Genomic DNA, 1,642 nt, shown 5'->3' on the forward strand with positions numbered 1-1,642 from the left:
GAGCTGTCCCCGCGCAGCGACCTCGACCTTCTCCTGCTGCACGACGGCAGCGACACCAAGGCGGTCGCCGCCCTCGCCGACCGGCTCTGGTACCCCGTGTGGGACCTGGGACTGGACCTCGACCACTCGGTCCGCACGCCTGCCGAGGCCCGCAAGACCGCCGGCGAGGACCTCAAGGTGCAGCTCGGCCTGCTGGACGCCCGGCACATCGCCGGCGACCTCGGCCTCACCGCCTCACTACGCACGGCCGTACTGGCCGACTGGCGCAACCAGGCGCCCAAGCGTCTCCCCGAACTCCAGGAACTGTGCGCCGAACGCGCCGAGCGCCAAGGCGAATTGCAGTATCTGCTGGAGCCCGACCTGAAGGAGGCCCGCGGCGGGCTGCGGGACGCCACCGCGCTGCGGGCCGTCGCCGCCTCCTGGCTCGCCGACGCCCCGCGCGAGGGCCTCGCCGACGCCCGGCGCCGGCTCCTCGACGTCCGGGACGCCCTGCACCTGACCACTGGACGCGCCACCGACCGGCTCGCCCTCCAGGAACAGGACCAGGTGGCCGCCGAGCTCCGCCTGCTCGACGCGGACACGCTGCTGCGGCAGGTCTACGAGGCCGCACGGCTCGTCTCGTACGCCAGTGACGTCACCTGGCGCGAGGTGGGGCGCGTCCTGCGGTCACGCGCCGTGCGGCCCCGGCTTCGCGCCATGCTGGGCGGCGGGAAACCGCCCGGTGAGCGTTCCCCGCTGGCCGAGGGCGTGGTGGAGCAGGACGGCGAGGTGGTGCTCGCCCGTGCCGCGCGCCCCGAGCGCGACCCCGTGCTGCCCTTGCGTGCCGCGGCCGCCGCCGCGCAGGCCGGACTCCCGCTCTCCCTGCACGCCGTACGGCGCCTGGCGGCCACCGTGCGACCGGTGCCCACGCCCTGGCCCGCCGAGGCCCGCGAGCAGCTCGTCACCCTGCTCGGTTCGGGACGTCCCACCATCGAGGTGTGGGAGGCGCTGGAGGCCGAGGGGCTGATCACCCGGCTGCTGCCCGACTGGGAGCGGGTCCGCTGCCGCCCGCAGCGCAACGCCGTACACCTATGGACCGTCGACCGGCACCTGATCGAGACCGCGGTGCGCGCCTCCGAGTTCACCCGCCGGGTCAGCCGCCCCGACCTGCTGCTGGTCGCCGCGCTGCTGCACGACATCGGCAAGGGCTGGCCCGGCGACCACTCCGTGGCCGGCGAGATCATCGCCAAGGACGTGGCCGCCCGGATCGGCTTCGACCGCCACGACGTGACCGTCGTCGCCACCCTCGTACGGCACCACCTGCTGCTCATCGACACCGCCACCCGGCGCGACCTGGAAGACCCGGGCACCGTGCGCTCCGTCGCCGAGGCCGTCGGCTCCCAGGGCACCCTGGAACTGCTGCACGCCCTCACCGAGGCCGACGCCCTCGCGACCGGCCCGGCCGCCTGGTCGTCCTGGCGCGGCTCGCTCGTCGCCGACCTGGTCAAACGGGTCTCGGCGGTGCTCGCGGGCGACGCCCCGGACGACCCCGAGGAAGCCGCGCCCACCGCCGAGCAGGAGCGGCTCGCCCTGGAGGCGGCGGCCACGGGCAGCCCGGTGCTCTCGCTGCGGGCCCAGACCGAGCCGCCCGCCGGGCAGGAGC

Annotated in this window: 1 protein-coding gene; it reads left to right on the plus strand. The window is 75.6% G+C overall.

The window, feature by feature from the left end:
• Positions 1 to 1,642, plus strand: a 1,642-nt coding sequence (locus tag ABZ281_RS48550) for a [protein-PII] uridylyltransferase (RefSeq protein WP_356665155.1), incomplete at both ends; no start/stop codon positions are given.

Source organism: Streptomyces sp. NPDC006265 (assembly GCF_040613555.1).
GTDB lineage: Bacteria > Actinomycetota > Actinomycetes > Streptomycetales > Streptomycetaceae > Streptomyces.